This window comes from Bradyrhizobium sp. HKCCYLS3077 (assembly GCF_051167555.1).
Lineage (GTDB): Bacteria > Pseudomonadota > Alphaproteobacteria > Rhizobiales > Xanthobacteraceae > Bradyrhizobium.
The window spans coordinates 409862-436857 of the sequence record NZ_JBNPTH010000001.1 but is presented as its reverse complement, the minus strand read 5'-3'; the positions used below and the strand labels follow the sequence as shown (position 1 = coordinate 436857).

Here is a 26996-nt window from a genome sequence, read left to right as displayed (position 1 = left end):
GATGTCACCACCACAGCCCGCCGCCGGGCTCACGCCTGCCCTGCGTATCCGGCACCGTCCGATCGAGCGACCTGTCGAGCGCCGTCAGCACATGGCGCTTGAACTGCTCGAACAACGGCGCGTTGCGGTCGCGCGGCCGCGACAGATTGATGGTGATCTCCTCGAACAGCCGGCCGGGATGCGGTCGCATCACCAGCACGCGGTCGGCGAGCACCACCGCCTCCTCGACATCGTGAGTCACGAGGATCAGGGTCGGGCGCGTATCGGCCCAGAGGTCGAGCAGGTGATCCTGCAGGTCCTTGCGCGTGAAGGCGTCGAGCGCGGAGAACGGCTCGTCGAGCAGCAGCACCTCCGGCTGCGCCACCAGCGCGCGGGCGATCGCGACGCGCTGCGCCTGGCCGCCGGACAATTCGCGCGGCCAGACCTTGGCCTTGTCAGCGAGGCCGACACGATCCAGCGCGCGCGCGACGCGCTCGCGCCGCTCGGCGCCCGGCAGCTCGGAGAGGCCGAAGCCGATATTGTCGGCGACGGTGAGCCAGGGCAGCAGCCGCGGCTCCTGGAAGATGATGCCGACCTTGGCATGCGGGGCCGAGATCGCCTCGCCATCGAGCGTCACGCTGCCGGCGCTGGCGCGGTCGAGCCCCGCGATCGCGCGCAGCAAGGTCGACTTGCCGCAGCCGGAGCCGCCGATGATGGCGATGATCTCGCCGAGCTGGATCTCCGACGAGAACCGCTCCAGCGCATGGACGCCGTTGGGATAGACCTTGGTGACGGAGGCAAGCTGCAGCATCAGGCCGCTCCACCCTGGCGGGCAAAGCTGTCCTGCCAGCGCAGCAGCGGCGCGGTCGCGATCTCGAGCAGCCAATCGGTCGCCTTGCCGATGATCGCGAAGATGACGATGGCGGCGACGATCTGCGCCGGCTTGCCGAGCTGCTGGCCGTCGATCAGCAGGTAGCCGAGCCCTTCGGACGCGCCCATGAACTCGGCGGCGACGACGAACATCCAGCCCAGGCCGAGGCCAACGCGCAGCGCCACGACATAGGCGGGCAGCACGGCGGGCAGCAGGATGCGGCGGATCATCGCCGGGCCGGACAGGCGGAAGACGCGGCCGACCTCGACGATCTTGCGATCGACCGAGAGGATCGCGCCGGTCAGGCCGAGATAGACCGGGAAGAACACGCCGACCGCGATCAGCGCCACCTTCGAGGTCTCGAAAATGCCGAGCCAGAGAATGAACAGCGGCACCCAGGCGATCGACGGGATCGCGCGCAGCGCCTGGATGGTCGGATCGACCAGCCGGCGGGCGAGGCTCCAATAGCCGCAGATGCCGCCGAGCAACGTGCCGGCGGCGACGCCGAGGCCGAAACCGATGCCGACGCGGGTCAGGGTCATCGTGATGTGGCGGGTCAGCTCGCCGGAGCGGGCAAGCTCGGCGATGGTGGTGAAGACTTTTGATGGCGGCGGCACCAGGCGGCCGTTCGACCACCCGGCGCGGACCGCGAATTCCCAGGCCAGCGCGAGGGACAATGGCAGCAGCAGCCCGAGCAGCGGCCGCGCCAGGCGCGCGGCCCAGGGCCGGCTTGTGGTCTGCGGTGTGGCCGCCGCGGCGGGGGCCTGAAGTTCGACGGTCATGGCCATAGTGAGAACAGCGTCTCGCGTGGGAATGCAAGGCGGGGTGACGGGCGTATGCCGACGGATATCAGCGCGCGCCTGTCAGGGTTGAGCCGACAACGGCGCCTCAATCTCGGTGTCGTCCCGGCCTCCGAGCCGGGACCCATACTCCGCGGCGGGTGTGGCGAGGCGAGATGCCGCTCCAGCGGTGCCCCACAACAGCTTTCACGGAGTATGGGTCCCGGATCGGCGCCCGACAACGCTGTCGCGTTGGCGGGCTTGTCCGGGACGACACCGGTGTTTTATCGCGCCACCGTTTTCTGTTGCGCTCACCTTGCTGGTAGCGCGAGTTGCGGCACGCGCGAGCGTGAGCGCTTTCGTAGGCGTAGGCCGCCCTAGTTCGTCGGCAGCGGGACCTGGTCGTCGATAAGCGCGTCCAGCGTCGCCTTCACATCCACCTTCGCGTCGACCACGCCGGCCTGCTGCAGAGCCAAGCCCGCTGCCAGGATCGAGTCGCGCTGCGGCGCGCCGATGCGGCTGTGGGTGAGCTCGGTGCGCTCCTTGAGCTGCTTGTCGACGACCGTTTCCGGCAGCTTGGTGACCGCGATAAACGTCTTCTTCAGGTCGTCGTAATTCGCCAGCGCATCCTTGCGCGCGACCTCGTAGGTCGCCAGCACGCGGCGGACGATCTCGGGATTGTCCTTCAGGAATTGCTCGCGGACATTGAGGATGCCCCAGGTGTTGGCGTCAGCCTTGCGGTAGAACAGTTTTGCGCCTTCCTCGACCTCGGCCTGCGCCATCATCGGATCGAGCCCGGCCCAGGCGTCGACGTCGCCGCGGATCAGCGCTGCCTTGCCGTCGGCGTGCTGGAGCAGCACCGGCGTGATGTCCTTGTCGGTGAGGCCGGCGCCGAGCAGCGCGCGGACGAGGAAGATGTGCGGGTCGGTGCCGCGGGTCACCGCGACGCGCTTGCCCTTGAGATCGGCAACCGCGGCGATCTTGGAATCCTTACCCGTCACCAGCGCGGTCCATTCGGGCCGCGAATAGACGTAGATCGACTTGATCGGGTTGCCGTTGATCCGGGCGACCAGCGCGGCGGAGCCGGCGGTCGAGCCGAAATCGAGCGAGCCGGCATTGAGGAACTCGAGCGCCTTGTTGGAGCCGGCCGACTGCACCCAGGTGACGGTGATGCCGTCCTTGGCGAACTCCTTCTCGAGCAGCCCCTTCTGCTTCAGGACCAGCGACACCGGATTGTAGGTCGCCCAATCGATCCGGATTTCCTTGGGCTGCTCCGCGGCTGTTGCAACGCCGCATCCCAGTAGAACCACGGCCGCAAGCCCGACCAAGGCGCGCCTCGACAATCCACCCATCGTCAACCCTCCTGCTGTAAAAACATCGTTGTTGTTTCAACGCGTTATGCCAGGGCTCAACGAGAATTGCTTTTCCTTTGCAAGGCGGGTGGGAGCACGATCATCATCCGCCTTGGGCCGGTGACAGCATGGATCGATTGCTGCATTGGAAGTTTCGTGACAGCACAGGCCTTGTTCGATACCGGTTGCATCCATGGACAGCGTCGCCCCCCAATCCCATCCCGATGGCCTCTCCGATTTCGACAGCGCCGGCATTGCGGCCGCCGTCGACACGCTGGCCAAGCAGCACTCCGGCCGGGAGGACATGTTCCGCGCCGCCGTGGTGCAATTCCTCAAAGCCGAGCTGGTCAAGGCGCGCGCCGCCGCCCAGGCCCAGCTGTTGAAGGATCGGCACGGAAGGCGCTGTGCCGAGCAGCTCTGCTTCGTCCAGGACGAGATCATCCGCATCCTCTACGCCGCGGCCACCCAGCACCTGTATCGCTCGGAGGTGCCAAGCGGCGCCGAGCGCATGGCCGTGGTCGCGACCGGCGGCTATGGCCGCGGGCTGATGGCGCCGGAGTCCGACATCGATCTGCTGTTCATCCTGCCCTACAAGCAGACCGCCTGGGGCGAGCAGGTCGCCGAGGCCATTCTGTATTCGCTGTGGGATATGGGGCTGAAGGTCGGCCACGCCACCCGCTCGGTGGATGAATCGATCCGCCAGGCCCGCGGCGACATGACCATCCGCACCGCGATCCTGGAGACGCGCTATCTCGCCGGCGACAAGCCGCTGTATGACGAACTGGTGCAGCGCTTCGACAGCGAGGTGGTGCAGGGCACCGCCGCCGAGTTCGTCGCCGCCAAGCTCGCCGAGCGCGAGGAGCGGCACCGCCGCGGCGGCCAGTCGCGCTATTTGGTCGAGCCCAACGTCAAGGACGGCAAGGGCGGCCTGCGCGACCTGCACACGCTGTTCTGGATCGCCAAATACGTCTATCGCGTGCGCGAGACCGCCGAGCTGGTCGAGCGCGGCGTGTTCGACGCGCATGAATACCGCACCTTCCGGCGCTGCTCGGATTTCCTGTGGTCGGTGCGCTGCAATCTGCACTTCGTCAGCGGACGCCCCGAAGAGCGGCTGTCGTTCGACCTGCAGCGCGAGATCGCGGTCCGGCTGGGCTACACCAGCCACCCGGGCATGCAGGATGTCGAGCGCTTCATGAAGCACTACTTCCTGGTCGCCAAGCAGGTCGGCAACCTCACCGCCATCCTGTGCGCCAAGCTGGAGGACCAGCAGGCCAAGGCGGCGCCAGTGCTGAGCCGGATGATCTCGCGCCTGACCACCGGCTCGACCTGGCGGCGCGTGCCGGAGAGCGACGACTTCATCGTCGACAACAACCGCATCAACCTCGCCGCGCCTGACGTCTTCAAGCACGACCCGGTCAACCTGATCCGCATCTTCCGCCTCGCGCAGAAGAACAACCTCGCCTTCCATCCCGATGCGATGCGCGCGGTGACGCGCTCGCTGAACATGATCAACACCGAGCTGCGCGACAATCCCGAAGCCAACCGGCTGTTCATGGAGATCCTGACCTCCAACGACGCCGAGACCGTGCTGCGGCGGATGAACGAGACCGGCGTGCTCGGCCACTTCATCAGCGCGTTCGGCCGCATCGTCTCGATGATGCAGTTCAACATGTATCATCACTACACGGTCGACGAGCATTTGATCCGCTGCATCGGTTTCCTGCAGGAGATCGAGCGCGGCGGCCATGATGAGTTCGTGCTCGCCTCCGATTTGATGCGCAAGATCCGGCCCGAGCACCGCGCCGTCATCTACATCACCGTGCTGCTGCACGACGTCGCCAAGGGCCGGCCGGAGGATCATTCGGTCGCCGGCGCCAAGATCGCCCGGCGGCTGTGCCCGCGGCTCGGCTTCAACAATGCCGACACGGAGCTGGTCGCCTGGCTGATCGAGGAGCATCTGACGATGTCGACGGTGGCGCAGTCGCGCGACCTGTCGGACCGCCGGACCATCGAGAAGTTCGCCGCCGTGGTGCAATCGGTCGAGCAGATGAAGCTGCTGACGATCCTGACCACCGCCGACATTCGCGGCGTTGGCCCCGGCGTCTGGAACGGCTGGAAGGCGCAGCTCCTGCGCACGCTGTACTACGAGACCGAGCCGGTGCTGACCGGCGGCTTCTCCGAGGTCAACCGCGCCAAGCGCATCACCGCGGCGCAGGCCGAATTCCGCAACGCCTTCACCGACTGGCCGGAGGACGAGCTCAACACCTATATCGGCCGGCACTATCCGGCCTACTGGCTCAAGGTCGAGCTGCCGCGCAAGATCCGCCATGCCCGCTTCGTGCGGTCGAGCGAGGATGCCGGCCACAAGCTCGCAATCAATGTCGGGTTCGATCCGGCGCGCGGCGTCACCGAGCTGACGATCTTCGCGATGGACCATCCCTGGCTGCTGTCGATCATCGCCGGCGCCTGCGCCTCGGCCGGCGCCAACATCGTCGACGCCCAGATCTACACCACCACCGACGGCCGCGCGCTCGACACCATCGCGATATCGAGGGAATATGAGCGCGACGAGGACGAGGGCCGGCGCGCGACGCGGATCGGCGAGACCATCGAGCAGGTGCTGGAGGGCAAGCTGCGGCTGCCCGATGCGGTGGCGCGGCGGACGACGCGCGGCAAGCAGCACAAGGCGTTCTCGGTCGAGCCCGAGGTCAGCATCAACAATCAATGGTCGGAGCTCTACACCGTCATCGAAGTCTCCGGCCTGGACCGCCCCGGCCTGCTGTATGAGCTGACCACCGCGATCTCGAAGCTGAACCTGAACATCGCCTCAGCCCATGTCGCCACCTTCGGCGAGCGCGCCCGCGACGTGTTCTACGTGACCGACCTGCTCGGCGCCCAGATCAACGCGCCGACCCGGCAGGCCGCGATCAAAAGTGCGCTGCTGCATCTGCTGGCCAGCGACGACGCAGCGGCTCAGCCGGCGGCGTGACGAGAGAGGACCTGTCGGGGCGGCCATTGCGGCCGTCGCCGCGGGCATGATTGAGGGGGCCGGCAGCGTCTCCGGTCTCGAATGGCTTGGGGGAGCCGAACCATGGCATTGATTGCAAACATCGTCGTCGGGCTGATCGGCCTGCTGCACGTCTACATTCTCGTGCTCGAGATGTTTCTCTGGACCAAGCCGGCCGGCTTGCGGGCCTTCAACAACACGCCGGAGCGCGCCGAGGCGACCAAGGTGCTCGGCGCCAACCAGGGCCTCTACAACGGCTTCCTCGCTGCCGGCCTGTTCTGGGGCCTGGCGCATCCGGCGCCCGCTTTCGCGTTCCAGATCAAGATCTTCTTCCTGCTCTGCGTGCTGGTCGCCGGGCTCTACGGCGCGGCCACTGCCAGCCGCAAGATCCTGTTCATCCAGAGCGTGCCGGCGGCGATCGGCCTGGTGCTGGTCTGGCTCGCGGGCTGAGGCACGCCGCATCGTCAAAACCGCTGTCGTCCCGGACAAGCCGTGACGCGCATCAGCGCGTCGCGGCGCCGATCCGGGACCCATAACCCCGGTCAGCGTTCGAGGCAGGATCGCCACTCCGAGCCGTCGCCACACGACCGCCTGTGGCTATGGATCCCGGCTCGGCGCCCCGCCGTCGCGACGCGACGCCAGGGCTTGGCCGGGATGACACCGAACTTGTTGCCAGCCGGGCACGTCATGGCGACATCGCCGGAACCGCACCCGCCCATTCCCTCGCCTTGCGCCGGCCACCCCGTTCCTCCACACTCCCTCCCAGCGATGGCGCCCCTCGGGGCAGACCAGCCGCATAAAACATCAGGAGGAACGATAGACCCCATGCGACAGGGAATTTTCCGTTTTGCCGGTGCGGCCGCGTTGGCCGTCACCCTCTCCGCCACATCAGCCCAGGCCCAGAAGAAGTACGATCCCGGCGCGTCCGATACCGAGATCAAGGTCGGACAGACGGTGCCGTTCTCGGGCCCCGCCTCGGCCTATGCCTCGATCGGCAAGACACAGGCCGCCTATTTCAACATGATCAACGAGCAGGGCGGCATCAACGGCCGCAAGATCAAGCTGATCCAGTATGACGACGCCTATTCGCCGCCGAAGGCGGTCGAGCAGGTGCGCAAGCTGGTCGAGGACGACGAGGTGCTGCTGACCTTCCAGATCATCGGCACGCCGTCCAACGCCGCCGTCCAGAAATATCTCAACGCCAAGAAGGTCCCGCAGCTGTTCGCGGCCACCGGCGCCACCAAGTTCACCGATCCGAAGAACTTCCCCTGGACCATGGGATACAATCCCAACTACTTCACCGAGGGGCGCATCTACGGCCAATACATTCTGAAGGAGCATCCCAGCGCCAAGATCGGCGTGCTCTATCAGAACGATGACCTCGGCAAGGACTATCTCAACGGCATCAAGGCCGGCCTCGGCGACAAGGCCTCGATGATCGTCGCCGAAGCGTCTTACGAGGTCTCCGATCCGACCATCGATTCCCAGCTGCTCAAGATCAAGTCGGCCGGCGCCGACCTCTTGTTCTCGGCCGCGACGCCGAAGCAGGCCGCGCAGGCGATCAAGAAGCTGCACGAGCTCGACTGGCACCCCGTGCACATCGTCGACATCAATGCGACGTCGGTGGGCGCCGTGCTGCAGCCGGCGGGACTGGAGGCGTCGAAGGGCGTGATCTCGGTCAACTACGGCAAGGACCCGCTCGACCCGCAGTGGAAGGACGATCCGGGCATGAAGCGCTATTTCGAGTTCATGGCCAAGTACTATCCGGACGGCGACAAGAACTCGAACTTCAACACCTACGGCTATGGCAACGCCGAGCTTCTGGTGACAATCCTGAAGATGTGCGGCGACAATCTCACCCGCGAGAACGTCATGAAGCAGGCAGCGTCGCTTAAGGACGTGGTCGGCGACCTGTCGCTGCCGGGCATGAAGATCAACACCTCGCCGACCGACTACCGCGTCAACAAGCAGCTGCAGATGATGAAGTTCAACGGCGAGCGCTGGGAGCTGTTCGGCCCGATCCTGGAGGACAAGGGCGCGGCGGGTTAGTTCGGCTGACGGTCTCGGCGTCTGCCCTCGACTCTCGAACCTCATGGTGAGGAGCGCCGCGCCCATCAGCTCGCTCTTGCGAAAGCGACAAGCTCGCGGCGCGTTCGGGCGATGCACTTGCATCGCCCTGAGAACCATGAGGCCCGAACTGGGGCCTCGCCCTTCGAGACGCCCGCCTCCAGCGGGCTCCTCAGGGTGAGGAGTGGAAGCTGTTTACTGGTAAGGGGCTGCGCAATCGCGCAGCCCTTTTGCATTGCGGCACCGATTGCGCCGGTTGGTCGCTCCAACAAGCGTTGCCTTGTCGACTTGCTTCCTCCACACTCGCGTGCAGCGATGGCGAGATAACAACCAAGAAGAACCATCGACAAACATCACCGGAGGGAGGACTCGCATGAGAACGTCACTGTTCGGTCTCGTCGGCATCAAGGCGTGGGCCATCGCGCTTGCTGCGTCGCTGACCGTCGCGCTGCCTGCATCATCCGCCTACGCCCAGAAGAAATACGACACCGGCGCCACCGACACCGAGATCAAGATCGGCCAGACCGTGCCGTTCTCCGGCCCGGCGTCGGCCTATGCCGGCATCGGAAAGACCCAGGCCGCCTATTTGCGCATGATCAACGAGAAGGGCGGCATCAACGGGCGCAAGCTCAATCTCATCCAGTATGACGACGCCTACTCGCCGCCCAAGGCGGTCGAGCAGGTGCGCAAGCTGGTCGAAGGCGACGAGGTGCTGTTCACCTTCCAGATCATCGGCACCCCGTCCAACGCCGCCGTGCAGAAGTACCTCAACGGCAAGAAGGTGCCGCAGCTGCTGGCCTCGACCGGCGCCTCGCGCTTCACCGATCCGCAGAACTTCCCGTGGACCATCGCCTATAATCCGAACTACCAGTCGGAGGGGCGGATCTACGCGAAATACATTCTCGCCAACCACCCCAACGCCAAGATCGGCATCCTCTACCAGAACGATGACCTCGGGCGCGACTACATCGCCGGCCTGCGCAGCGGCCTCGGCGCCAAGGCCGACACGATGATCGTGTCGGAAGCCTCCTACGAGCTGTCCGACCCGACCGTGGACTCGCAGATCGTCAAGCTGAAATCCTCCGGCGCCGACCTGCTCTACAACGCCTCGACGCCGAAATTCGCGGCGCAGGCGATCAAGAAGCTGGCCGATCTCGCCTGGAAGCCGGTGCACATCCTCGACATCAATGCCAGCCCGGTATCGGCGACCTTGAAGCCGGCCGGCCTCGACATCTCCAAGGACATCATCAGCACCAACTACGGCAAGGACCCGGCCGATCCGCAATGGAAGGACGATCCGGGCGTGAAGGCCTATTTCGAGTTCATGGACAAGTATTATCCGGAAGGCGACAAGCTCAACACGGTCAACACCTACGGCTATTCGACGGCGGAGCTGCTGGTGCAGATCTTGCGCCAATGCGGCGACGATCTCACGCGCGAGAACGTGATGCGGCAGGCCGCCAACATCAAGGGCTACGTCCCGAGCCTCGCGCTGCCCGGCCTCTCCATCAACACCTCGCCGACCGACTTCCGCATCAACAAGCAGATGCAGATGATGCGCTTCAACGGCGAGCGCTGGGAGCTGTTCGGCCCGATCATCGAGGACACAGGGGCGGCGGGGTAGATCGTGCTAGCGCAAGTCTAGCCGTTCAGCGCGCGTGCGCGCGCTAGAGAGAGATAGGGAATCGCGCCGAGCACCCCACTGCGCTCCCTCCCCCTTGTGGGGGAGGGTTGGGGAGGGGGGTACTCCGGGCGACCGTCTCCGTGGCTACCCCCCTCCCTAGCCCTCCCCCACAAGGGGGGAGGGAACGGACTTTTTGCGTGTTAACCACTGTGGCCCTCACGACGCCCAAAACGGCGCCGTGCGGCGGAGTAGCCGAACGGCTTGCCCGCGCAGGCGGGGCATCCAGTACGCCGCGGCGCCTCGGTTGATCACAGCCGCCTCTGGAATACTGGGTCACCCGCCTTCGCGGGTGACGACACCTGTTGCGACAGCAATCGCCTTCGCCTCGCACGGGCGTATCAGTCGCTGCTGACGCTGCCCAGATCGCGCTGCTTCACGACCCGGTCGATCAGCCCCCAGTCCTGAGCCTCGTCCGCCGTCATGAAATGATCGCGATCGAGCGTGCGCTCGACGTCCTCATAGCTGCGGCCGCAATGCTCGGCATAGAGCCGGATCATGCGGCGCTTGGTCTGCTCCATCTCCCTGGCGTGGATCATGATGTCGGACGCCTGGCCCTGAAAGCCGCCGAGCGGCTGATGGACGTGAAGGCTGGCATTGGGCAGCGCTGTCCGCTGGCCCGGTTCGCCCGCCATCAGCAGGAACGATCCCATCGACCGCGCCGTGCCCATGCACAGCGTGTGCACCGGCGCCTTGACGAATTGCATCGTGTCGTACATCGCGAGCCCGCTGGTGACCACGCCGCCGGGCGAATTGATGTAGAGGTGGATCGGCCGCTTCGGGTTCTCGGCCTCGAGAAACAAGAGCTGCGCGCAGACCAGAGCGGACACGGTGTCGTTGACCTCGCCGTTGAGAAACACGATCCGTTCGCGCAGCAGCCGAGAATAGATGTCGAAGGACCGTTCTCCCCGGCTGGATTGCTCGATGACCATGGGGACGAGCTGCATCGTTTCGCGCATCGGCGACCTCCAGGTTAGGTGGTTTGGTGAGACGTGACGGGCTCAGGCCGCGCGCATCAAAGAGCGCGCGTTGCTGTTGGCCGCCCGTGGCATCAGCATCATCGCGCGTGCGACGGCCAGTCCGTGAATGATTCGGAGCCGCGTGCCGCCGACCGCATTCGGCATGACCTGGAAGGTGACGATGCTCTCGAGGAACGGCGGCTCGTCGTCGCGCATGCGGTAGCGGACCTCTTCGCCCGGCTTGGACGAGATCGGCGCCGCATCGGCGAGATCGCCATTCGGCAGCCAGCTGTCGCGCAGGGCGGGAATGCTGAGCGCGCGCCAGACCTTCTCCGGCGGGGCGTCGAGGTCGTAGTCGAGAACGAGCTCTTCGTTCCGCTGATCGGCCTTGAGATCGGTCATTGGTCCATGTCCTTCAGCAAGGTTTTCAATGCATCGACGCGTGACGGCCAGTAGGCGCGGTACTTCGAAAGCCAGCGCGCGATCTGCGCCAGGCCATTCGGATCGACCTCGTAGTTGACGAAGCGACCCTGCCGTTCTTCCCGCACCAGTCCGGCATTGCGCAGCACAGCCAGGTGCTGCGACATCGCCGGCTGGCTGATCGTCATGCCCTCGCGCAGCGCGCTCGCATTCATGGGGCCGGCCGCCAGCTTCTCGAAGATCGCATGGCGCGTCGGATCAGCCAGGGCCTTGAAGATGTCACTCTCGATCATGACGAGACATAAGCATATACTTATGTAATGCGCAAGCGGCTCCGATTTCCTTTGAATGAAGATGTGTTCGGGCAGCGACGCGGATAAGCGCCGCCGTTGGCACGCTCTTACCCAGCCATCGCTGCGCTCCCTCCCCCTTGTGGGGGAGGGTTGGGGAGGGGGGTACTCCGGGCGACCGTCTCCGTGGCTACCCCCATCCCTAGCCCTCCCCCACAAGGGGGGAGGGAACGTACCGTTTGTGTGGCGAAGGCAAGGGTCCACACACGACGACAACAAACTACACCGGCACCTCGCCGAAATTCTTCCCCACCGGCAGAACCGCGTGGCGGATCAGCCGCGAGTCCTCCACCGCCGCCTGGCGATGCTTCACCGCCTCGCGATAGACGGGGTCGCGGATCATCTCGACGAAGGCCTGCACGCTCGGATACTCCGCGATGAAGCAGTGATCCCAGCGCTCCGTTTGCAGACCGATGAGCATCAGCTCGAAGCGGCCCTGCCAGACGATGCGGCCGCCGAGGCGTTCGAACACCGGGCCGCTCTCGCGACCGTAAGCCGCATAGGCTTCCGCGCCGCTGACTTTGCGGCCATCGGGATAGGCGGCTTCCTTGCGCAGCCGAACCAGGTTCAGCATGTGGATCGGCCCGGGCCGATCGTTGTCGCGAAACTGCGCGAACACCTCCTTGGTGGGATCGATATGGCCCATCAGCTTCCTCGCTTGTCGTTGTTTACCTCGGCTTAACCATAACGCGGCGTTAGCACCGCGGAACTCCTAATTGCGCGTTAAGCTCTTCCTAACTGCCCCTTAAACTCCACCCACTACCGTGGTTGGACGGCAGGGCTCGGGTTGCGTATGGCGCGGGGACGGAAACAGGGCGGCGGCGGACGCAAGGAGCCGCGATTCGGCCTTGCGGCGGCGATGGCCGACCTGCGCCTCGATCCCAAGGACCGCATTCCGGCGGGCGAAGACGCGCCGAAGAAATCGGCGAAGAAGAAGCCGGTTCAGCCGGACGACGAGGACGATGTGCCGGCGCGCGAGCCGAAATCCACTCCCCCGAAAGCAAAGCCGGCCCGCGCCAGGTCGCGCTGGGGACTGTCGATCGGCCGCATGGCCTATTGGGCTGTCGTATGCGGCCTGTGGGGCGTGATCGCGCTGGTCGGCGTGGTGATCTGGGCCGGCGCGCATCTGCCGCCGATCCAGTCCTTGGAGATCCCGAAGCGGCCGCCGACCATCGAGATCGTCGGCTATGACGGCACCATGCTGGCGCAGCGCGGCGAGATGGCCGGCGCCAATGTCGCGCTGAAGGACCTGCCGCCCTATCTGCCGAAGGCGTTCATCGCCATCGAGGACCGCCGCTTCTATCAGCATTTCGGCATCGACCCGATCGGCATCGGCCGTGCCGTGGTCGCCAACATCCTGCATCGCGGCGTGTCGCAGGGCGGCTCGACCCTGACGCAGCAGCTCGCCAAGAACCTGTTCCTGACCCAGGAGCGCACGCTCGCCCGCAAGCTGCAGGAGGCGGAGCTCGCGCTGTGGCTGGAGCGCAAATATTCCAAGCGCGAGATCCTCGAGCTCTATCTCAACCGCGTCTATTTCGGCTCCGGTGCCTATGGCGTCGAGGCCGCCGCGCAGCGCTATTTCGGCAAGTCGGCGCGGCAGGTGACGGTGGCCGAGGCCGCGATGCTCGCCGGCCTGGTCAAGTCGCCGTCGCGGCTGGCGCCAAACCGTAATCCTGAGGGCGCGGCCAAGCGCGCGCAGACCGTGCTGGCTGCGATGGCCGACGCCAAGTTCATCACCGACGCCCAGGCGCAGGCCCAGATCGCGCATCCTTCCGTGGCGGTGAAGCCGGCCGGCGCCGGCACCGTCAACTACGTCGCCGACTGGATCGGCGAGGTGCTCGATGATCTCGTCGGCCAGGTCGAGGACTCGATCGTGGTCGAGACCACGATCGATCCGAAGCTGCAGAGCGTCGCGGAGGCCGCCATCATCGACGAGCTCGCGGCCAAGAGCGTGAAGTTCAATGTCAGCCAGGGCGCGCTGGTGGCGATGACGCCTGACGGCGCGGTGCGCGCCATGGTCGGCGGCCGCAATTATTCCGACAGCCAGTTCAACCGCGCCGTGACCGCCAGGCGCCAGCCGGGCTCGGCGTTCAAGCCGTTCGTCTATCTCACCGCGATCGAGCAGGGCCTGACGCCGGACACGGTGCGGCAGGACGCGCCGCTGGACCTCAAGGGCTGGCGGCCGGAGAACTACACCCGCGAATATTTCGGCCCGGTGACGCTGACCCAGGCGCTGGCGATGTCGCTCAACACCGTGGCTGTGCGTGTTGGTCTGGAGGTCGGCCCGAAGAACGTCGTCCGCACCGCGCACCGCCTGGGCATCGCCTCCAAGCTCGACCCCAACCCGTCGATTGCGCTCGGCACCTCCGAAGTGTCGATGATCGAGCTGGTCGGCGCCTACGCGCCGTTCTCCAATGGCGGCCTCGCGGTGTCGCCGCATGTCGTCACGCGGATCAAGACGCTCGACGGCAAGCTGCTCTACATGCGCCAGACCGAGCAGGCCGCGCAGGTGATCGACCCGCGCAACGTCGCGATGATGAACCAGATGATGCAGGAGACGCTGATCTCCGGCACCGCCAAGAAGGCGGAGATCCCCGGCTGGGTCGCCGCCGGCAAGACCGGCACCAGCCAGGATTTCCGCGACGCCTGGTTCATCGGCTACACCGCGCGCCTCGTCACCGGCGTCTGGCTCGGCAACGACGACAACTCGCCGACCAAGAAGGCCACCGGCGGCGGCCTGCCGGTCGAGGTCTGGACCCGCTTCATGCGCGCGGCGCATCAGGGCGTGCCGGTGGCGGCGCTGCCGAACGCGCAAGGCGCTGGACTGCCGACCCTGGCGCAGATCGCCTCACAGATCACGGCGCCATCGGCCCCTGCCTCGAATGCCGCCTACTCGGCGCGCTCGACGGCGCCGAGCCCTGCGCGCAACAATGTGCGGCCGGAGCCCGCCGCCGGCCTCGACGGCTGGCTGGTGGACCGCCTGTTCGGCGGCCGCTGAGCTGATACCGATCTGATTGCGCCACACCCACCGTCATTCCGGGGCAAGGCCGCAGGCCTTGAACCCGGAATCTCGAGATTGTCCGGCGTTCTTTTCCAACAACATCGGGATTCCGGGTTCAATCGCCAACACGCGCAAGCGCGCGTTGACGACTGCCCCGGAATGACGATCCCAAGCGTTGGACGATGATCAGGCTTGGACGGCTAGCCCGCCGCAGCTGTCGCCGGGCGCGGCACCGACCCATCCTTCGCGGGCCCCGCCGCCTGCGCCAGCGCCCGTCCGATCTGGCGGAGCATCAGGCTGGCGCGATGGGCGCTGTAGTCCAGCAGCCAGCGGCTGAAGTCGCCGGCGGCCATCGGGCGGGCGAACAGGAAGCCCTGCATCGCGTCACAGCCGAGTTCGGCGAGCAGCTTGCGTTGCGGCTCGGTCTCTACACCTTCGGCCACCACCTTGACGTCCAGGCTCTGGCCGACCCTGACCACCGCGGTCACGATTGCCCGCGTGCCGCGCTCGTTCTCGAAATCGCGCATGAAGCTGCGGTCGATCTTGAGCTCATGGATCGGCAGCTGCGCGAGACGGCTCAGGCTGGAATAGCCGGTGCCGAAATCGTCCAGCGACAGGCCGACGCCCATGTTGCGCAGCTCGCTCATGGTCGCGATCACGGTGGCGCGCTCGTTGAGGATCACGCCCTCGGTGATCTCCAGCATCAGCATCTTCGCCGGCAGGTCGTTGGCCGCGAGAATCTGCGCCACCAGCGCCGCGAGATTGACGTTCTGGAAGTTGATCGGCGACAGGTTGACCGAGATGCAGGGGATGTCGAGACCGGCGCGGCGCCATGACGCCATCTGCTGGCACGCCGTCTTGATCGACCACACGCCGATCTGCTCGATCAGGCCGCATTCCTCGGCGAGCGGAATGAACTTGGCCGGCGAGACCTCGCCGAGCACCGGATCGTGCCAGCGTGCCAGCGCCTCGACGCCGTGGATGGCGCCGCTCTTGGTGCAGATCTGCGGCTGGTAGTGCAGGGTCAGCGCCTCGCTCGCGATCGCCTCGCGCAGCGCGCTCGAATGCATCAGCCGCTCTTCGGCGAGCTTGTCGATGTCGGCACTGAAGAAGCGGTAGGTGGCACGCCCGGCCCGTTTGGCCTTGTACATCGCCGCGTCGGCCTGCTTGATCAGCGTGTCGATGTCTTTGGCATTATCGGGATAGAGGCTGAGCCCCATGCTCGCGGACATCGGAACCTGACGCTTGCCGATGGTCAGCGGCATCGCCAGCGCAGCCGTGATCCGCGCCGCAGTCAGCGAGGCCTCCAGGGCATCGCGGTTCTGCAGCACGATGACGAACTCGTCGCCGCCGAGCCGGCCGAGAATGTCGCCGGCACGGATCTGCGCGCGCAGGCGGTTGGCGAAGCCGACCAGGAACTCGTCGCCCGCGGCATGACCCAGCGTATCGTTGATGTCCTTGAAATTGTCGGCGTCGAGGAACGCCACCGCGAGATGGCTGCCCTCCGGGCAGGCCTTGATCGCCTCGGCGATCAGCGAGGGGATGCGGGCGCGATTGGGCAGGCCGGTCAGCATGTCGTGATAGGCGACCTGCGAGATCGTCGATCGGACCTCCTGGCGCTCGATGGCCAGTGCGCCGAGCTGGACGCAGGCGGCGACGATCTGCTCATGCCAGGGACTGGGGCCGCGGCATTCCCGGAAGTAGAAGGCGAAGGTGCCGATGACGCGGCCATCCTTGCCCTTGATCGGTGTCGACCAGCAGGCGCGCAGGCCCGCCTCCAGTGGTCCGGCCTTGTAGGGCTGCCAGCGCGGATCGTTGTCGATGTCGCGCGCCAGCACCGGCTCGCAGAGATAGGCGGCGGTCCCGCAGGAGCCGACATCCGGTCCGATGGCCACGCCATCGAGGCTTTCGGAATAGGCCGTCGGCAGGCTCGGCCCGCCGAGCGGATGGATCTTGCCATCGGAGTCGACATGCAGAAGCGAGCACACCACGTCCGGGGCCAGTTCCTCGACCCGGCGGCAGAGCTGGTCGGCGATCGCCGCGATCGACACGTCGGAGGCCAGCGCCGCCATGATCAGCTGCTGCAGCGAGCGCAGCTGCTTGTTCTCCCGGATGTCGCTGAGCAGGCCGACCAGATATTTGACCTGGCCGCGCGCGTTGCGGTGCGCCTTGACGTGCGCCGTGGTCCAGATCTCGCAGCCCGCCTTGTCATAGATCAGCAGGTCCTCCTCGACGCCTTGCGCGTCGATGATGCACTGCTTCAACCGGTCGACCATCTTGGGGTCGGTGCAGGGCCCGACGAGGAGCTTCTCGACATCCTGGCCGAGCACCTCCTCCGAGCTGTAGCCGAAGATGCTGGCAAAGGCCGCGTTGGTATAGAGGACCTTCAGCTCGTGATCGGTGACGATGACGGCGCGGTTGCTGCGGTCGGCCACCGAGGTCAGCAGCGCGTTCTGCTCACGCAGGACCACGTCGGCGGTGATGTCCTGGAGGAAGAGGATCGCTTGCACTGGCGCCTGATCCGGCGAAAGCGCGCGCGCGCAGCATCGCAACCGGTTCCTTGAGCCGTCCGCATGCCGAAGGGTCAGCTCGCAAGGCTCGGAGTCCCGCTGTTGGCCCGCATCCGGGCCACCGCCATCGGCAGCGGTCGGTGCGGAGACCAGGTCGGCGGGCAGACCCAGGCTCTCGAGGTCGGCACCGATCAGCGCGGCCGCCTCCCGCCGGAGCAGCACCGAAGCCGCACGGTTCGCGAAGTGAACACGGTGGTGTTGGTCGAGAAACAGGATCGCTTCGGAGGCGCGATCGAGCGCGGCCGAGAGCAGTTCGATAGACGCGGCCGGTTGGAACTCGCTTGCAAGCATCGTTCGATTCACGGGGCACTGCACGTTCTGAGAGAACGATCTGCACTTGGGTTGCAGCGACCGACCCGGCAGCTCGCAGGGACGTCACCTTGGTTATCCGAGGTAAATCTGACGAGCACAGCGTTACAGCGACGTTAAGGCGCGGTCGAATGCCGCCGTCGCCTGAGGTTGCGCGCCGGAAGGCTTAAGAAATCGATAGCTGCCTGGCCCGTTCTGCTGGCAACGCGCGCAAAGAAAATGGCCCGCGCCAGGGGCCGGGCCATTTTGCTGTTCGATCGCAGGTCTGCGACGTCTCAATCCTCGACGCCATAGCGGTGCAGATCGTTGCCGCAGGTGTCGAGCCACTTCTTGGCGCGCTCGACCGAGCCGCAGATCTTGCCGCATACCTTCCAGAACCGCGGCGAGTGGTTCATCTCGATGAGATGGGCCACCTCGTGCGCGGCGAGATAGTCGAGCACGAAGGGCGGCGCGAGGATCAGGCGCCAGGAGAACGACAGCGAGCCGGCCGAGGTGCAAGAGCCCCAGCGGCTGGACTGATCGCGGATCGACAGCCGCTTCACCTTGACGCCGAGCTGCTCGGCATAGGCGTCGGAGGCCTTCTGCAGGTCGCGACGCGCCTCGCGCTTGAGGAAGTCGAGCACGCGACGCTCGGTGTGCTCGATCCCGCCGGCCACGCACAGGATCTTCTCGCCACTGTCTCGCGTCTCGGTCCACACGGTGCCGCGCTCGCCGGCGCGATGCACGATTTTGTGCGGCACGCCGCGCAGCGGCACCAAGGTGCCCGGCAGGAAGGGTGCTGCCTTCGGCAGACGGCCGAGACGCGCCGCGATCCACGCGCCATGACGCTGCGCGAAGTCTTTCGCTTCGACGATGGTGCCGCGCGGAGGCATCGTCAGGATCGCTTCGCGATCCGACGGATGGATTCTCAGTGTATAACGTCGCGCACGACGGTGACGCCGCAATCTAATCGAGTAGATTTGCGAGCCGTGCTTGACGAGAAGACGCGAGGGTTCGGCGGGCCGCCGATAGAGTAGCGCGCGAGTGGCCATTTCTGTCAGTCCGGGAGGGAAGAACTCGCCCGGATTTTGCCATATCCGCCGCCAGGGAAAGCGCTCGGCGCAAAAACAAATCATTTGCCCAACATACAGGGTCTCCCGGGGTTCCGCACCCCAGGGCTTGGGCCTCTCCGCGCCCTCAAGAGTTGAGTTCAGATTCAGAAGCGTCGCTCAAGCAGCGACGCCACATTCACTGCTTGAGTCACTCCTGAAATCGGGTTTTTGAAGTCCCTTCAAAGAGTTAACGCGCAGCCGGATTCGACTGCGCATCGCGCGCCCTCGCCCACTATTCAGCGGCAATTGTCAGCAGCGACTTCGGATCGGCCGCCGACAACATGAAGTCGTTGATGCGCGGCACGATCTCCGACTTGAATCGCGAACCGTTGAACACGCCGTAATGACCGACACCCGGTTGCACGTAGTGAACCCGGCGATGATCCGGGATCGACGAGCACAATGCATGCGTCGCTTCGGTCTGACCGAGACCGGAGATGTCGTCCTTCTCTCCTTCGACCGTCATCAGCGCGACGCGCGTGACCTTCGACGGATCGACCAGCGTGCCGCGGTGAGTCATCTCGCCCTTCGGAAGCGCGTGGCGGATGAACACCGTCTCCACCGTCTGCAAATAATATTCCGCAGCCAGGTCCATGACGGCGAGATACTCGTCGTAGAAGTCGCGATGCTTGTCGACTTGGTCGCCATCGCCCTTCACGAGGTTGGCGAACAGCGCCTTGTGGGCGTCGACATGGCGATCGAGGTTCATGCTGATGAACCCGTTCAGCTGCAGGAAGCCCGGGTAGACGTCGCGCATCACGCCGGGATGAGGGAACGGCACCTTGGTGATGACGTGGTTGCGGAACCAATCGATGCCGCGCTCCTGGGCGAGATTGTTGACCGCCGTCGGATTGCGCCTTGTATCGATCGGTCCGCCCATCAAGGTCATCGAGATCGGTGCGAACGGGTCGCGCTCGGCTTCCATCACCGACACCGCCGCCAGCACCGGCACCGCCGGCTGGCACACCGCCATCACGTGCATGTTGGTGCCGAGGAAGCGCAGCATCTCGATGACGTAGTCGATGTAGTCGTCGAGATCGAAGCGGCCTTCCGCCAGCGGCACCATCCGGGCATCGGCCCAATCGGTGATGTAGACCTCATGGGTCGGCAGGAACGCCTCGACCGTGCCGCGAAGCAGCGTCGCGTAATGGCCGGACATTGGCGCCACGATCAGGAGCCGCGGCTGGGGCGCGCGCAGCGGGCGGATGTGCTTGCGGTCGAAATGCAGCAGGCGGCAGAACGGCTTTTCCCAGATCGAGCGGACCTCCACCGGCGTCCTGACGCCGTTGACCTCGGTCTCGTCGAGGCCCCATTCGGGCTTGCCGTAGCGGCGCGTGGTGCGCTCGAACAGCTCGCAGGCCGCCGCGATCGACTTGCCCATCTCGGTGTGCGCCCAGGGATTGAGCGGGTTCTGAAACAGGATCTTGGTGGCGTCGGTGACAGCGCGCGCCGGATTGAGCGAGGCATGCGCCATTTCGTACATCCAGTACATCGGCGTCGTCAGGACCGGACTGCCTTCCGACGCCAGGGGCGGTGCACCGCCAAACTCACCTATCGGCATTCTCGTTCAACCCTCTCTGCAGCGCAGCATACTGCCGAATGCGTAATTAAGCGTCAATGCGGTGTGTTACGAGTTGGTGCCTGAAAGCAGCGAAATGAGCCCGAAAATCCACGGGAAAACGCAATTATTCGCCTGACGACAGCAGCGAGCCGGCGCGGCGCGCGCTGCGTAACAGAGCAATGAATGCCGCAAACGACGCCAACAGCAGGGCGGCATTGAGCCCGAGCGCGGTCAGCATCAGGTCGGTCCGGAAGACGTGATCGGTCAGCAGCGCGCGCATGCCCTCGAACACGTAAGTGGGTGGCAAGGACCACGCGACGAGCTGCAGCCAGTGCGGCAGCACCTGCACCGGGTAATAGACGCAGGCCAGCGGCATCAGCGCGAACATCAACGTCCAGACGATGCTCTCGGCGCCGAGCCCGTTGCGCAGCACCAGGCCGGACACGAAGATGCCGACCGCCCAGGAGGTGAAGATCAGGTTGCAGAAGAAGGCGATCAGCGGCAGGCCGAGGCTGTAGAAGTTGAAGTCGAAGAACCACACCGCGATCAGGGTCATCGGGATGATGCCGATGGCGAGCCGGACCAGGCTCATCGCCATCAGCGACAGCAGGAATTCGATCGGGGTCAGCGGGCTCATCATCAGATTGCCGATGTTGCGCGCCCACATCTCCTCCAGGAAGGAGATCGAGAAGCCGAGCTGCCCGCGGAACAGGATGTCCCACAGGATGACGGCGCCGATCAGCGTGCCGCCGGCACGGGCGAAGAACCCGGCATTGCTGGCGATGTAGGTCTGCAGGAAGCCCCAGGTGATGATCTGCAGGGTCGGCCAGTACATCAGCTCCAACAGCCGCGGCCACGACGACAGCAGCAGATACCAGTAGCGCAGGACCATCGCGCCGATGCGATGCGGCGCAATCGCTAAGGACAGATCGTTCATTGTGCCGCCTCCCGGTCGCGGCCGCGGGCGACGTCGAGAAAGACGTCCTCGAGCGAGGTGCGGTTGTAGCGCGCCATGATCTGGGCCGGGCTGTCGTCGTCCTCGATCCGCCCGCGCTTCATGATGATGACGCGGTCGCACAGGCGCTCCACTTCCAGCATGTTGTGCGACGCGAGCAGGATCGTGGCCCCGCGGCGCTTGCGATAGCGTTCGAGGTGGCCGCGCACCCAGTCGGCGGTGTCGGGATCGAGCGAGGCGGTCGGCTCGTCGAGCAGCAGCAGCTCCGGATCGTTGATCAGCGCCTTGGCGAGCGCCACCCGCGTCTTCTGCCCGGCGGAGAGCTTGCCATTGGCGCGGTCGATGAAGTCGGTCAGGTCGAGCTGCGCGGCGAGCTCGGCGATCCGCTCCTTGAGGTGATCGACGGCATAGAGCCGGCCGAAGATGGTGAGGTTCTGCCGCACCGTGAGCCGCATCGGCATGTCGACATAGGGGCTCTCGAAATTCATCCGCCCGAGCACGGACGCAGCCTCGCCCGGCATGGTGTGGCCGAGCACCTCGACGGTGCCGGAGGTCGGCTGCACCAGGCCCATGATCATCGCGATCGTCGTGGTCTTGCCGGCGCCGTTGCCGCCGAGCAGCCCGGTGATGCTGCCGCGGGGGATCGCAAAGGAGATGCCGTCGACGGCGGTCGCCGTCTTGTAGATCTTGGTCAGGCTCGACACCGCGATGGCCGGCGAACCTGAACCCGAAGCCGACGAAGGCGTCGGCGCTGCGTCATCTTGCATCATGTCGGGAGTTCATTGAGGCATTGTGCCGCAAACCGCAACAGGCCACCAACGGCCCGGCTGATTTGTCGCCACGCCTGCGCGGGTTTAAGTTCCCGACCATGACCGACGCCATGACCGATGCCCTGATCATCGACACGCCCGACACGGATTACCGCCATCCGCGCCAGCGCGTCCGGCTCGACACGATCCTGCGGCTGCGCTGGCTCGCCGCCCTCGGTCAATTGAGCGCGATCTTCATCGTGGTGCAGGGGCTGGAGTTCGACCTGCCGGTGGTGCCATGCCTTGCCGTGATCAGCGTCTCGGCGCTGCTCAATCTCGGCCTGCAGATCACCTTCAACCCGATGCAGCTGCTGGAGCCGCCGCATGCGGCCGGGCTGCTCGCACTCAACATCATCGAACTGACGGTGCTGCTCTATCTCACCGGCGGGCTGGAGAACCCGTTCTCCTACATGTTCCTGGCGCCGGTGCTGATCGCCGCCACCGCCCTGCCCGTGCGGCTGACGATCATGCTCGGACTGCTCGCGGTCGCCTGCGCCACCGCGCTGTTCTTCATGCATCTGCCGTTGCCCTGGGAGGGCGAGGAGCCGCTGATCTTCCCGCCGATCTACCTGTTCGGCGTCTGGCTCTCGATCGCGTTGGCGATCGGCGTGACCAGCCTCTACGCCTTCCAGGTCACCGAAGAGGCGCGCAAGCTGTCGGACGCGCTGGCCGCCACCGAGCTGGTGCTGGCGCGCGAGCAGCATCTCACCCAGCTCGACGGACTCGCGGCCGCCGCGGCGCATGAGCTCGGCACGCCGCTCGCGACCATCGTGCTGATCTCGCGCGAGCTGGAGCGGGCGCTGCAGGACAACAGCCAGGTGACGGGTGACATCAGGACCCTGCGCGAGCAGGCCCAGCGCTGCCGCGACATTCTCGGCAAGATCACCCAGCTGTCGTCGATCGGCTCGATGTATGACCGCATGAAGCTGTCGACGCTGATCGAGGAGACCGTCGCTCCGCATCGCGACTTCGGCGTCGACATCAAGGTGCGGGTAGCCGTCGCCGCATCCAAGGAGCCGGTCGGCTCGCGCAATCCGGCCATCCTCTATGGCGTCGGCAACATCCTGGAGAATGCGGTCGACTTCGCCCGCAATGCCGTCGAGGTGAACGCCTGGTGGAACAACGAGACTGTCGAGATCGTGATCTCGGACGACGGCCCGGGCTTCGCCCCCGACATCCTCAAGCGCATCGGCGAGCCGTATCTGTCGCGCCGGCGCAGCGGCGAAGATGGCCAGAGCGGCAATCAGGGCGGCGGCCTCGGACTCGGCGTGTTCATCGCCCGCACCCTGCTGGAGCGGACCGGCGCCAAGGTCTCGTTTACCAACCGCACCTTCCCGGACCATGGCGCCGTGGTGCAGGTCGTCTGGCCGCGACGGCGGTTCGAGGCCAGCGAGGATGGCGACGAGGCCGAGCCGGTGTAGCTGGACCCTCGGGGCTGGCGGCTGGCATACGGAACACCGGAGATCTGCCGGAACGCGCGGCGTCACGCCGCAGACTGCGGCATCCCGCGATCTTGGCAGCGAGCCATGCAGGGCCCATATGTCACCTATGACAGATCGTCTCGCAACATCGAGCCTTCTTCTCAAGGATATGACCGTGGGCGCCATCGCCGAACTGACGAACCACCCGGACCGCTCTCTCCTGATCGTCGAGGACGACAAGCCGTTCCTGGAGCGGCTATCGCGCGCCATGGAGACTCGCGGATTTACCGTCACCTCCTGCGAGAGCGTGGCGGAAGGCATCTCACAGATCGGCAAGTCGGCGCCCGCGTTCGCAGTGGTCGACCTCCGGCTTGGCGACGGCAACGGCCTGGACGTGGTGTCGGCGCTGAAGCGCAAGCGGCCCGAAGCCCGCGCCATCGTGCTGACCGGCTACGGCAACATCGCCACCGCGGTGACCGCGGTGAAGATGGGCGCCGTCGACTATCTCGCGAAGCCCGCGGATGCCGACGATGTCGTCGCCGCGCTGCTCGCAACCACCGGCGAGAAGTCAGAACTGCCGTCGAACCCGATGTCCGCCGACCGCGTCCGCTGGGAGCACATCCAGCGCATCTACGAGATGTGCAACCGCAACGTCTCCGAGACCGCGCGCCGGCTCAACATGCACCGCCGCACCCTGCAGCGCATCCTGGCGAAGCGCGCGCCGAAGTAGCGGCGCCACCCACTTGGGGCATGGTCTCTTCGGAAACCATTTTTAGGTTTCCGGATCCTGCTCAGTGCGTCTTCACGAACGCCTGCAGCGCATGGAACACCGTGCGCCGCGGGTTGCGGCTGCACCAGTTTCGCATCCAGCTGTCCATCTCGGTGAGGTCGAGCTTGATCTGACGACCCTCGTCGCCGCGACCGACGTTCACGGCTGAGACGTAGCCCATCATCCATTGCTGATATTTCGAGATCGCATTGACATAGGGACCGTCGGCGTTGCCGATCGCCTTGTAGGTGCCGGGCGGCTGCTCTTCGGCGGCAAGGATGAAGCGCTCGCAGGAATCGGCGCCCACGCCGAGGACGTAGAACGCCACCTCCTCCGCGCGCGCTCCCGTCACGAAGAGCAGTGTCAACGCCAAGACCACCCGTCGCATCTGTCGTCCATCTCTCCACCCCTGGGCTGGATACCGCTCGCGTGTTAAAACTATTGCGAGATGTTGCGCCCCATGCGGGGCAATTCTCGGGCAAAGTCGGGAATTCGACCTGGATCGGAAGGACATCGCTCCGCTGCGGCTGGTCAGCCGGGGGGCTCGCGCGGCACCGGATCTCGAACTCGGCCCGAAGACGCCCGGGCGCCACCCGGAACTCAGTCGCCGGCGTGCCCCTGCGGATCGATCAAGCGGTTCATCCGCTGGGCAGCAGCCAGCGCGAAACGCACCGTCATCTGCTTGCGCGTGGGGGCCGGCAATTTGTGCTCGGGCGCCTCGCAATGCAGATGGGCGCCATAGGCATCCGCCACGATCAGCCCGGTGTCCGGCGGAAAGATTTCGCACGGCAGGTCCTGCGTGAAGGCGAAGAACAGCCGGTCGCAATGGACGCGGTACTCCTCCCATTTATGATCGGCGCGCAGATCCTCCAGCGACGATTTGATCTCGACGATCCAGATCTCGCCGCGTTCGTTCAGCGCCACCAGATCGGCGCGCCGTCCGGACGGCAACGGCAGTTCGCTGACCGCGGCGAAGCCGAGCGAGCGCAGCAGCCGCGACGTGCCGCGCGCGATCGCCAGCGCCGTCTCCGACTGGCGGCGGTCGATGGGAACGAGGCTGATCCGGGCGGCTGACGAGTCCATGGACGGAGCATAGCCGATTCTGCCGTCCGACAGCACCGCTCGCATGCGGAACGGGAACCCGGCGGCGGCCTTCCGCTTAAACAAACGCCGCCGGCTGGGCGGCGCAAGGAGAGCGCCGTCCATGATCGATGACCTCTGGTACAAGAACGCCGTCTTCTACTGCCTGTCGGTCGGCACCTATATGGACGCCGACGGCGACGGCATCGGCGACTTCAAGGGGCTGACACGGCGGCTGGACTATCTGCATGGGCTCGGCATCACCGCGATCTGGCTGATGCCGTTCCAGCCCTCGCCGCAGCGCGACGACGGCTATGATGTCGCCGACTATTACGGCGTCGATCCGCGCTACGGCACGCTCGGCGATTTCGTGCAGTTCACCCATGGCTGCAAGCAGCGCGGCATCCGCGTGATCATAGATCTCGTCGTCAACCACACCTCCGACCAGCATCCGTGGTTCATCGACGCCCGCAGCGCCAAGGATTCGCGCTATCGCGACTGGTACGTGTGGTCGGACAAGAAGCCCGCCAATGCCGACAAGGGCATGGTGTTTCCCGGCGTGCAGAAGACGACCTGGACACGCGACAAGCAGTCGGGCGCGTACTACTTCCATCGCTTCTACGATTTCCAGCCCGACCTCAACACCTCGAACCCGGAGGTGCAGGCGGAGATCCTGAAGATCATGGGCTTCTGGATCCAGCTCGGCGTCTCCGGCTTCCGCATGGACGCGGTGCCGTTCGTGATCGCGACCAAGGGCGCCGACGTGAAGAAGCCGGCGGAGCAATACGACATGCTGCGGACCTTCAGGGAATTCCTGCAATGGCGCCAGGGCGAGGCGATCATCCTGGCCGAGGCCAACGTGCTGCCCGAGACAGACATGGAGTATTTCGGCGACGACGGCGACCGCATGCACATGATGTTCAATTTCCACGTCAACCAGCATCTGTTCTATGCGCTCGCGGCGTCTGACACGCGGCCGCTGGCGAAAGCGCTGCAGGCGACCAAGCCGCGGCCGGCCTCGGCGCAATGGGGCCTGTTCCTGCGCAATCACGACGAGCTCGATCTCGGACGCCTGACAAAACAGCAGCGCGACGCGGTGTTCGCAGCGTTCGGGCCGGACAAGAGCATGCAGCTCTATGACCGCGGCATCCGCCGGCGACTGGCGCCGATGCTCGGCGGCGACCGCCGCCGCATCGAGCTCGCCTACAGCCTGATGTTCACCTTGCCCGGCACGCCCGTCATCCGCTACGGCGACGAGCTGGCGATGGGCGACGACCTCAGCCTGCCTGAGCGCAACTGCGCACGCACGCCGATGCAATGGTCGACCGAGCCGCATGGCGGCTTCACCAAGAGCGAGACCTCCGTCTCGCCGGTGATCGACCATGGCCCCTATGGCTATGAGCACGTCAACGCCGCCAGGCAGCGCCGCGATCCGAATTCGATGCTGAACTGGACCGAGCGCATCATCCGCATGCGCAAGGAGGTGCCGGAAATTGGCTGGGGCGATTTTGCCGTGATCGCGACCAAGGATCCGGCCGTGCTGATCATGCGCTACGACTGGCGCAACAATTCAGTGCTGTTCGTGCACAATCTCGATGAGAAGCCGCGCGAGATCAGCTTCGACGTCGGCCTGCCCGACAACACCGGCAAGCTGCTGATCAATCTCCTGTCCGAGGATCACAGCCACGCCGACGAGCGCGGCCGCCACACCCTGGTGCTGGAGCCCTACGGCTACCGCTGGTACCGCGTCGGCGGCCTGGACTATCTGCTGCGGCGGAGCGATATCGAGACGGCGAGCCCGGCGAAGCGGGTGCGGAAGGTCGGCAAGGCACGGCAAGCACGGCCACGCCGCCGCTGAATTGACCACATGGCCTCGTCAAACTCAGTGTCGTCCCGGGCTTGACCCCGGACCGATAGCCACAGGCGGTCGTGTGGCGACGGCTCGGAGTTGCCATCCTGCCTCAA

Annotated in this window: 22 protein-coding genes; 8 read left to right on the top strand and 14 right to left on the bottom strand. The window is 65.6% G+C overall.

Annotated elements, in window-relative coordinates:
- Positions 1 to 4: 4 nt before the first annotated feature.
- From ACQR0Z_RS01935 to ACQR0Z_RS01925, 3 genes are all read right to left on the bottom strand, one after another.
- Positions 5 to 790 carry an ABC transporter ATP-binding protein gene (locus ACQR0Z_RS01935; protein WP_434917511.1) on the bottom strand — a complete coding sequence of 262 codons (786 nt, stop codon included), beginning with the start codon at positions 788 to 790 and terminating at the stop codon, positions 5 to 7.
- Positions 790 to 1638, bottom strand: a complete 849-nt coding sequence (locus ACQR0Z_RS01930; protein ID WP_434917510.1) for an ABC transporter permease — start codon at positions 1636 to 1638, stop codon at positions 790 to 792. The genes ACQR0Z_RS01935 and ACQR0Z_RS01930 overlap by 1 nt, the downstream gene beginning before the upstream one ends.
- Before the next feature lie 368 nt (positions 1639 to 2006).
- Complete coding sequence (locus ACQR0Z_RS01925) at positions 2007 to 2981, bottom strand: aliphatic sulfonate ABC transporter substrate-binding protein (RefSeq protein WP_434917509.1); 975 nt, start codon at positions 2979 to 2981, stop codon at positions 2007 to 2009.
- Positions 2982 to 3174: 193 nt separating this feature from the next.
- On the opposite strand from ACQR0Z_RS01925, the gene ACQR0Z_RS01920 reads away from it, so the two are divergent.
- The 4 genes from ACQR0Z_RS01920 (at position 3175) to ACQR0Z_RS01905 (ending at position 9679) form a co-directional block, all read left to right on the top strand.
- The gene (locus ACQR0Z_RS01920; protein ID WP_434917508.1) at positions 3175 to 5970 is read left to right on the top strand and encodes a [protein-PII] uridylyltransferase; all 2796 of its coding nucleotides are present in this window, start codon (positions 3175 to 3177) and stop codon (positions 5968 to 5970) included.
- 102 nt (positions 5971 to 6072) lie between these two features.
- Entirely contained in the window at positions 6073 to 6438 is a 366-nt protein-coding gene (locus tag ACQR0Z_RS01915; protein ID WP_434858205.1) for a DUF1304 domain-containing protein, read from the top strand.
- A 375-nt stretch (positions 6439 to 6813) separates the two neighbouring features.
- A complete protein-coding gene (locus tag ACQR0Z_RS01910) occupies positions 6814 to 8037 on the top strand; it encodes an ABC transporter substrate-binding protein (protein ID WP_434917507.1) in 1224 nt (407 codons plus the stop codon).
- A gap of 391 nt (positions 8038 to 8428) precedes the next feature.
- Positions 8429 to 9679, top strand: coding sequence for an ABC transporter substrate-binding protein (locus tag ACQR0Z_RS01905; RefSeq protein WP_434917506.1), 1251 nt, complete (start codon positions 8429 to 8431; stop codon positions 9677 to 9679).
- 398 nt (positions 9680 to 10077) lie between these two features.
- Here ACQR0Z_RS01905 and ACQR0Z_RS01900 read toward each other — a convergent pair whose 3' ends face one another.
- From ACQR0Z_RS01900 to ACQR0Z_RS01885, 4 genes are all read right to left on the bottom strand, one after another.
- Complete coding sequence (locus ACQR0Z_RS01900; RefSeq protein ID WP_434917505.1) at positions 10078 to 10695, bottom strand: ATP-dependent Clp protease proteolytic subunit; 618 nt, start codon at positions 10693 to 10695, stop codon at positions 10078 to 10080.
- A 42-nt stretch (positions 10696 to 10737) separates the two neighbouring features.
- On the bottom strand, positions 10738 to 11097 hold the full coding sequence (locus ACQR0Z_RS01895; protein WP_434917504.1) for an SRPBCC family protein: 360 nt from the start codon (positions 11095 to 11097) through the stop codon (positions 10738 to 10740).
- Positions 11094 to 11426: an ArsR/SmtB family transcription factor gene (locus tag ACQR0Z_RS01890; RefSeq protein ID WP_434858301.1), complete on the bottom strand. Its 333-nt coding sequence runs from the start codon at positions 11424 to 11426 to the stop codon at positions 11094 to 11096. The genes ACQR0Z_RS01895 and ACQR0Z_RS01890 overlap by 4 nt, the downstream gene beginning before the upstream one ends.
- A 259-nt stretch (positions 11427 to 11685) precedes the next feature.
- Positions 11686 to 12111, bottom strand: a complete 426-nt coding sequence (locus tag ACQR0Z_RS01885; protein WP_434917503.1) for a DUF1330 domain-containing protein — start codon at positions 12109 to 12111, stop codon at positions 11686 to 11688.
- Positions 12112 to 12258: 147 nt separating this feature from the next.
- Between ACQR0Z_RS01885 and ACQR0Z_RS01880 the strand changes: the two genes are divergently transcribed.
- Positions 12259 to 14463 carry a transglycosylase domain-containing protein gene (locus ACQR0Z_RS01880; RefSeq protein ID WP_434917502.1) on the top strand — a complete coding sequence of 735 codons (2205 nt, stop codon included), beginning with the start codon at positions 12259 to 12261 and terminating at the stop codon, positions 14461 to 14463.
- Between the two features lie 203 nt (positions 14464 to 14666).
- Here the strand turns inward: ACQR0Z_RS01880 and ACQR0Z_RS01875 are convergent, their stop codons facing one another.
- The 5 genes from ACQR0Z_RS01875 to ACQR0Z_RS01855 all read right to left on the bottom strand — a co-directional run bounded on the left by ACQR0Z_RS01875 (position 14667) and on the right by ACQR0Z_RS01855 (position 21722).
- The gene (locus ACQR0Z_RS01875; RefSeq protein ID WP_434917501.1) at positions 14667 to 17327 is read right to left on the bottom strand and encodes an EAL domain-containing protein; all 2661 of its coding nucleotides are present in this window, start codon (positions 17325 to 17327) and stop codon (positions 14667 to 14669) included.
- A 293-nt stretch (positions 17328 to 17620) separates the two neighbouring features.
- Positions 17621 to 18460 (bottom strand): M48 family metallopeptidase, encoded by an 840-nt coding sequence (locus ACQR0Z_RS01870; RefSeq protein WP_434917500.1) that lies wholly within the window; start codon positions 18458 to 18460, stop codon positions 17621 to 17623.
- A 208-nt stretch (positions 18461 to 18668) separates the two neighbouring features.
- Positions 18669 to 19997: a polyhydroxyalkanoate depolymerase gene (locus ACQR0Z_RS01865; RefSeq protein WP_434858196.1), complete on the bottom strand. Its 1329-nt coding sequence runs from the start codon at positions 19995 to 19997 to the stop codon at positions 18669 to 18671.
- A gap of 124 nt (positions 19998 to 20121) precedes the next feature.
- On the bottom strand, positions 20122 to 20934 hold the full coding sequence (locus ACQR0Z_RS01860) for an ABC transporter permease (RefSeq protein ID WP_434876204.1): 813 nt from the start codon (positions 20932 to 20934) through the stop codon (positions 20122 to 20124).
- Positions 20931 to 21722 carry an ABC transporter ATP-binding protein gene (locus tag ACQR0Z_RS01855; protein ID WP_434917499.1) on the bottom strand — a complete coding sequence of 264 codons (792 nt, stop codon included), beginning with the start codon at positions 21720 to 21722 and terminating at the stop codon, positions 20931 to 20933. Before ACQR0Z_RS01855 ends, ACQR0Z_RS01860 begins: the two co-directional genes overlap by 4 nt.
- A gap of 98 nt (positions 21723 to 21820) precedes the next feature.
- Here ACQR0Z_RS01855 and ACQR0Z_RS01850 point away from each other — a divergent pair, with 98 nt between their 5' ends.
- Together ACQR0Z_RS01850 and ACQR0Z_RS01845 are read left to right on the top strand one after the other, a co-directional pair.
- Positions 21821 to 23182 carry an ActS/PrrB/RegB family redox-sensitive histidine kinase gene (locus ACQR0Z_RS01850; RefSeq protein ID WP_434917498.1) on the top strand — a complete coding sequence of 454 codons (1362 nt, stop codon included), beginning with the start codon at positions 21821 to 21823 and terminating at the stop codon, positions 23180 to 23182.
- 175 nt (positions 23183 to 23357) lie between these two features.
- On the top strand, positions 23358 to 23912 hold the full coding sequence (locus ACQR0Z_RS01845) for an ActR/PrrA/RegA family redox response regulator transcription factor (protein WP_434858192.1): 555 nt from the start codon (positions 23358 to 23360) through the stop codon (positions 23910 to 23912).
- A 61-nt stretch (positions 23913 to 23973) separates the two neighbouring features.
- On the opposite strand, the gene ACQR0Z_RS01840 is transcribed toward ACQR0Z_RS01845, so the two are convergent.
- Positions 23974 to 24339, bottom strand: a complete 366-nt coding sequence (locus ACQR0Z_RS01840) for a hypothetical protein (RefSeq protein WP_434876207.1) — start codon at positions 24337 to 24339, stop codon at positions 23974 to 23976.
- Positions 24340 to 24551: 212 nt separating this feature from the next.
- The gene (locus tag ACQR0Z_RS01835; RefSeq protein WP_434917497.1) at positions 24552 to 25034 is read right to left on the bottom strand and encodes an MmcB family DNA repair protein; all 483 of its coding nucleotides are present in this window, start codon (positions 25032 to 25034) and stop codon (positions 24552 to 24554) included.
- A 121-nt stretch (positions 25035 to 25155) separates the two neighbouring features.
- Here ACQR0Z_RS01835 and ACQR0Z_RS01830 point away from each other — a divergent pair, with 121 nt between their 5' ends.
- Positions 25156 to 26889, top strand: coding sequence for an alpha-amylase family protein (locus ACQR0Z_RS01830; protein ID WP_434917496.1), 1734 nt, complete (start codon positions 25156 to 25158; stop codon positions 26887 to 26889).
- Positions 26890 to 26996: the final 107 nt, after the last annotated feature.